We start from the raw sequence: 6408 nt of genomic DNA, 5'->3' as shown, positions 1-6408 counted from the left end.
TCTGATAAATTGTTAAAGAGCAGTTGCAACATTCGCTGCCGTTGCCGGTCTTCTGCGTTGTTGCGAGGCTGCGTATATTACGTTTCCAGCCCCTTCGAGTCAAGCGTTGTTTTTCAACTTTTTCGCTTTTCTCTGCTGCCGGCGCGCTTCTCAGCGTGTTGCTCCGTGTCAGTGAGGGCGCATTATAGACACTCGCTGAGATCACGCAAGTGTTTATTTCAAAAAAATGTTTGTTCGCGTTTTTTTTAGACAAAACATGTATATTTGAGCTTTTATTCGCCGGTTTTGTCATTAATATGCACCATAATGCGTCTTCTGTATCATTATCCCGCTTTGTTAATGCATTACACCAAGGAATCAGAATGCAGTTTTCAGAACAACTCAATGCGTCACAAAAGAACCTGTCTTATCTTCTGGCTGAAAAACTGGGGCAGCAGATTTTATCCGGCCAATATCCGCCGGAGTCTATTCTGCCGGGGGAAATTGAGTTGGCGGAGCAGTTTGAGGTAAGCCGGACAGCCGTCCGTGAAGCAATAAAAATGCTGGCTGCGAAAGGGATGGTCTTACCGCGCCCGCGCATCGGTACCCGCGTGATGCCGGTGATAAGCTGGAATTTCCTCGATCATGACTTTATTAAGTGGTGGCTGAGCAGCGGCGACCACCGGCAGGTACTGAAATATTTCCGCGAACTGCGTGCCGCAATTGAACCTCAGGCCTGTGCCCTGGCTGCCGCCAATGCAGGAAAGGAACAAAAGCAGTCGCTCTCTTTCCTGTTAAAAGAGATGACATTATTATCCGCCCATTTTGAGCGGGATAAATGGATAGCCGTTGATCACCGCTTCCACCACCTTATCTATCAGGCGTGCGGAAATCCGTTTTTTGCTTCTTTCGCGAATTTATTCGATTTTGTGTATCACAACTTCTTTGAATCTATCACCACCAATCAGGTTATTGAGATTGATCTCCATAAAGAGATTGTGGATGCCATTATTGACGGCAACGGAGAACGTGCCCGTCAGGCATGTCAGGTGTTGTTGAGTAAAGTGTGAATATGTAATAGTTACACTACTGACTATTCAGAGATAATGTATTAAGGGAAAACATGTTTAAAACAGCCCGGAATATGGCGGGTCTGCCGTGGATTGCCGCAATGGCGTTCTTTATGCAGGCGCTCGATGCCACCATTCTGAACACCGCACTGCCGGATATTGCCAGAAGCCTGAATCACTCTCCGCTGGCGATGCAGTCCGCTGTTATCAGTTATACGCTGACAGTGGCGCTGCTGATCCCGGTCAGCGGCTGGCTGGCCGACCGTTTCGGCACCCGCAGGGTATTTATTATCGCAGTGGTTCTGTTTTCCCTCGGTTCTTTATTATGTGCCTTTTCTCCCAGCCTTCCGTTTCTGGTGGTATCACGGATTATTCAGGGGATAGGCGGGGCGATGATGATGCCGGTGGCCAGGCTGGCACTGCTGCGGGCTTATCCGCGCAGCGAACTGCTGCCGATCCTCAATTTTGTCACCATTCCGGGATTAGTCGGCCCGGTACTGGGGCCGCTGCTCGGCGGAATACTGGTGACCTATGCCACCTGGCACTGGATTTTTATCATTAATATTCCTATCGGGATTCTGGGGATTATCTACGCCATCCGCCATATGCCTGATTTCACCATGCCGAAACGCCGGTTTGATACATTAGGCTTTGCCCTGCTCGGTGCCGGGCTGGTGTCTGTTTCTGTCAGTCTGGATCTGTTCGGGGATAATGCCCTGGCAGCGGCGACGCCGTTCCTGGTGATGGGCAGCGGTTTTGCGCTGCTGACCTTCTATGCCCTGCACGCCCGACGTATTTCTGCGCCGATTATTCCGCTGAGTCTGTTCCGTACACGGACATTCAGTGTCGGGATCGCCGGTAACGTGGCCACACGGCTGGGGACCGGCTGTATTCCGTTTCTGATGCCGCTGATGTTACAGGTTGGTTTTGGTTATCCGGCTGTGGTGGCGGGGATGATGATGGCACCGACGGCGATCGGTTCTATACTGGCAAAATCAGCGGTTACTCAGATTCTGCGCCGCTACGGTTACCGGCTGACGCTGTTTGCGGTCACACTGGTGATCGGCGCAATTATTTCATCCTTCTATTTCCAGTCACCGGGAATGTCGATTTATCTGCTGGTATTGCCGCTGTTTATTCTCGGGATGGCGATGTCCACACAGTTCACCGCGATGAATACCATTACCCTTGCAGATCTGACCGAGCATAATGCCAGTTCCGGTAACAGTGTGCTGGCCGTAACCCAGCAGCTTTCTATCAGTTTCGGGATTGCGGTGAGTGCGTCGGTATTACGCTATTTCGAATCTCAGGATTGGGGGTCTATCGTCGATAATTTCCACGCGACCTTTGTGACTGTCGGGGTGATGACGATTCTGTCGGCGTTTGTGTTCCTGTTCCTGAGCCGGACTGACGGACGGAATATGATTAAGAAGAAAACCCGCCCCTCAGACAGCCCGGCCCCGCATTAACGGCGGATAACTGAACCCCGGTTTATCAGTGCCGGGGTCAGCACCAGCAGGTCAGAAGGTGCATCTGCGTCATCCATGCGCCGCAGAAGTTTATCCACCGCCAGTTTACCCAGCTCATCTTTCGGCTGGTGGATAGTGGTCAGCGGCGGCGTGAGGAATGCCGCCAGATCGATATCATCGTAACCGACGACCGCAATATCCTGCGGGATACGTAATCCTTTCTGCCAGATAGCCTGATAAGCGCCGACCGCCATCGCATCGTTACCGGCAAATACCGCCTGCGGCGGTACAGGCAGGGAAAGCAGCTGATTCATGGCACTGAAACCGCCGCTGAATTCAAAATCACTCTCCAGCACATACTCTGACGGCACATCCAGCCCGGCCTGTGCCATTGCACGGTAAAAACCGTCCAGACGGGATTTGGCCGGTGATTTATCCAGCGGACCCGCAATGCAGGCAATCCGGGTAAAACCGTTTTCGATCAGGTGATTGGTGGCAATTTCACCGCCGAGGAATGAATTGTCCTGAATCACATCCCCGCCGAACGCGAACGGCGACCAGTCCATCATAACCATAGGCAGACGGGGATAGCGGCTGAACACCTCCGCTGACGGACCTTTTATCTCAGTGCACATCAGCAGCAGGCCATCCACCCGCTTTTGCAGCAACGTTTCCAGGCTGCTGTTCATCCGTTTGTGATCCCCCTCGGTATTACAGAGGATCAGGCTGTAGCCGCGCTCATAACAACTGCGCTCCACCCCGCGGACAACTTCCGCATAAAACGGGTTATTACTGGTGGTCACCAGCATCCCGATGGTATTTGTGCGGTTCATTTTCAGGCTGCGCGCAAGCGCAGACGGTGCGTAGTTCAGTTCGGCAATAGCATCATTCACTTTTTTGCGCACGCCGTCACTGACAAAACGGTTATTGTTGATGACATGGGAGACTGTCGAGGTGGATACCCCCGCCAGCCGTGCCACGTCTTTCATTGTCGCCACAGTATTAACCACGCTCCGCAAGGAAAGTATCAATTTCACGGCGCCACGGTACTGATGGCTGTGCACCCCGCCGGGTGACGGCGATCGCGGCGGCGGCATGGGCAAAACGCACAGCGTCATCTGCCGGTTTGCCTTCCAGAAGCGCAGTAACATACGCACCGTTGAAGGTATCACCGGCGGCAATAGTATCTACTGCATTGACTTTAAATCCCGGAATACGGCGGCCTTCACCATTAACACTCAGCCAGACACCGCGGCTGCCCAGGGTGATCAGCACCTGTTCAATACCTTTATCATGCAGTACCTGCGCGGCTTTGGCTGCGCCGGTTTCATCACTGACAGAAATGCCGGTCAGCTTTTCTGCTTCCGTTTCATTCGGAGTGATAACATCCACCAGCTTCAGCAGGCTGTCAGGCAATTCCCGCGCCGGGGCCGGATTAAGGATCACTTTGGTCTGGTGATGTTTTGCTGCCTGCGCGGCGGCTATCACTGTTTCCAGCGGAGATTCCAGCTGCATCAGCAGGGCATCGGACTGCTCAACAATCCCTTTATAAGGTGCAAAATGTTCCGGCGTCAGTGCAGCGTTGGCACCGGCACTGATACCGATGACGTTTTCACCGTCTTCATTCACAAAAATCATCGCCACGCCGGTGGCCGCTTCAGGTACCACACTGATTGCGGCAGTATGAATATGGTCGCGCTGTAGCTGCGCCAGAATTTCCGCCCCGATGGCATCATCACCCACACAGGCAATAAAGGTAATATCAGCACCGCTGCGTCCGCAGGCCACCGCCTGGTTTGCACCTTTGCCGCCGAAGGCTGTCTGATATTGCTTACCGATCACCGTTTCGCCCGGTGCCGGAAACTGTGCAATATTCATTATATAGTCGACATTAATACTGCCGAGAACGGTCAGACGGGATGTTGTCATTACCTTTATTTCCTTATTGCTGACAATACTCCCCGGCACACAGTACCGGGGAGGCTGATATCGTTAGTCTTTTACAATCAGTTCTAACTCAACCGGGATAGTTTTATCGATTTTTTCACCTTTCAGGACTTTATCGGCTGTCTGAATACCGATGATCCCAATCTGGTCAGGGCGCTGTGCCACTGTTGCACCCAGTTTACCGCCTTTCACCGCTTTGATACCGTCAGCAGTGCCGTCGAAACCAACCACCAGTACATCATCACGACCGGCAGTCTGTAATGCACGCTGCGCACCTAATGCCATTTCATCGTTCTGGGCGAAGACCGCCTGAACAGCCGGATGTGCGGTCAGCAGGTTCTGCATGACGTTCAGACCTTTGGTACGGTCGAAATCTGCCGGCTGGCTGGCCAGCACATTCATTTTATGCTCAGCAACTGCCTGTTTGAAACCTTCGCCGCGCTCGCGGGAAGCAGAGGTTCCGGTGATACCTTCCAGCTGGATAACTTTGGCATCCGCACCGGTTTTACGGGCGATGAAGTCACCGGCCAGTTTGCCGCCGAGGACGTTATCAGAGGCAACGTGGCTGACCACTTCACCTTTACTTGCAACGCGATCCAGAGTGATAACCGGGATATTGGCTTTGTTGGCCAGAATAACAGCGTTACCGACCGCATCAGAGTCTGTCGGGTTAATCAGCATCAGTTTGGTGCCTTTCACGGTCAGATCCTGCACGTTAGCCAGTTCTTTTGCCGGGTTATCCATAGAATCCAGAACCACCAGGTCGTAACCGAGTTTATCCGCTTCTTTCTGCGCACTGTCTTTCATGGTGACAAAGAACGGGTTATTCAGTGTGGAGATCACCAGGGCAATGGACTCTTTTGCCAGTGCATTGGCGCTGATAGTGGCGCTCAGTGCAACAACGGAGAAAAGGGTCGCAATCTTTTTCAGTTTCATGTTTCAGTTCCTTGCAGGATTCGGGTAAGTGGATTATTTACTGCTTTTATTATCAACAAGTACAGCCAGCAAAATCACAACCGCTTTGACAATCATCTGGTAGTTGGAGGAGATCCCCAGCAGATTCAGCGCGTTGTTCAGAAAACCTAAAATCAGCGCCCCGATCAGGGTGCCCATAATACGGCCTTTACCGCCGGCGAGACTGGTACCACCCAGTACCACCGCCGCAATCGCATCCAGCTCGTAACCGTTACCGGCCATCGGCTGTGCGGAAGATAAACGCGCCACTTCAATCACACTGGCTAACGCCGCCAGCAGACCACAAAGTGCGTAAACAATGATTTTGATTTTATCGACATTAATACCGGACAGGCGGGTGGCGGATTCATTGCCGCCCAGCGCATAGATATAACGTCCCAGACGGGTGTGATGCAGCAGATACCAGGCTGCTGCAAAAACGACAATCATCAGCCAGACCGGTGCAGGAATACCAAACAGGCGGCCGATACCAAACCAGCTGAACACATCGGCGTTATCACTGAATCCGGTGCTGATCGGGCTGCCGTCGGTATACACACGGGTTACACCGCGCAGTAACAGCATCATCACCAGCGTGGCGATAAAGGCCTGAACTTTCCCTTTGGCAACAATCACCCCGGTCACACCGCCGATAGCCGCGCCCAGTGCCAGTGCACCCGCAACCGCAACAATGGCGTTAACATCCGCACCCACCATGGAGGCCGCCACCGCACCAGTCAGTGCCAGCAGAGAACCGACAGACAGGTCAATTCCGGAAGTCAGGATCACCAGCGTCATCCCCACGGCCATAATGGCGTTAACAGAGGTTTGCTGGAGGATGTTGAACAGGTTATTCAGGGTAAAAAAGTTCGGGCTGATCATGGAGACAACCACAATCAGGATCAGCAGTGCTATCAGTGATTTCTGCTCAAGCAGCCATTCTTTGGAAAACCAGCGTTTTGACGCCGGGGTTGAATCTGTACGCATAT

At 52.6% G+C, this 6408-nt stretch carries 7 protein-coding genes; 2 read left to right on the top strand and 5 right to left on the bottom strand.

From position 1 onward, the window contains the following. The coding region (locus R5268_RS15690; RefSeq protein ID WP_317423110.1) for a hypothetical protein at positions 1–292 on the bottom strand (292 nt) is incomplete at its 3' end. 70 nt (positions 293–362) lie between these two features. Between R5268_RS15690 and R5268_RS15685 the strand changes: the two genes are divergently transcribed. Next, positions 363–1049, top strand: a complete 687-nt coding sequence (locus tag R5268_RS15685; protein WP_046892807.1) for a FadR/GntR family transcriptional regulator — start codon at positions 363–365, stop codon at positions 1047–1049. Between the two features lie 53 nt (positions 1050–1102). Beyond that, complete coding sequence (gene mdtD / locus R5268_RS15680) at positions 1103–2518, top strand: multidrug transporter subunit MdtD (protein WP_046892808.1); 1416 nt, start codon at positions 1103–1105, stop codon at positions 2516–2518. Here mdtD and rbsR read toward each other — a convergent pair. The 4 genes from rbsR to rbsC all read right to left on the bottom strand — a co-directional run bounded on the left by rbsR (position 2515) and on the right by rbsC (position 6406). Beyond that, positions 2515–3516 carry a ribose operon transcriptional repressor RbsR gene (gene rbsR / locus R5268_RS15675; protein ID WP_369128120.1) on the bottom strand — a complete coding sequence of 334 codons (1002 nt, stop codon included), beginning with the start codon at positions 3514–3516 and terminating at the stop codon, positions 2515–2517. The two genes, mdtD and rbsR, sit on opposite strands and share 4 nt — an antisense overlap. 4 nt (positions 3517–3520) lie before the next feature. Next, positions 3521–4447: a ribokinase gene (rbsK, locus tag R5268_RS15670; protein WP_317419671.1), complete on the bottom strand. Its 927-nt coding sequence runs from the start codon at positions 4445–4447 to the stop codon at positions 3521–3523. A 63-nt stretch (positions 4448–4510) separates the two neighbouring features. Then, positions 4511–5401, bottom strand: coding sequence for a ribose ABC transporter substrate-binding protein RbsB (gene rbsB, locus R5268_RS15665; RefSeq protein WP_046892811.1), 891 nt, complete (start codon positions 5399–5401; stop codon positions 4511–4513). Positions 5402–5434: 33 nt separating this feature from the next. Continuing rightward, positions 5435–6406, bottom strand: coding sequence for a ribose ABC transporter permease (gene rbsC, locus R5268_RS15660; protein ID WP_127378079.1), 972 nt, complete (start codon positions 6404–6406; stop codon positions 5435–5437). Positions 6407–6408: the final 2 nt, after the last annotated feature.

The organism is Morganella sp. BCCO 40_0007 (genome assembly GCF_032989665.1).
GTDB classification, from domain to species: Bacteria; Pseudomonadota; Gammaproteobacteria; order Enterobacterales; family Enterobacteriaceae; genus Morganella; species Morganella sibonii.
This window is presented reverse-complemented; position numbering and strand designations above follow the sequence as displayed.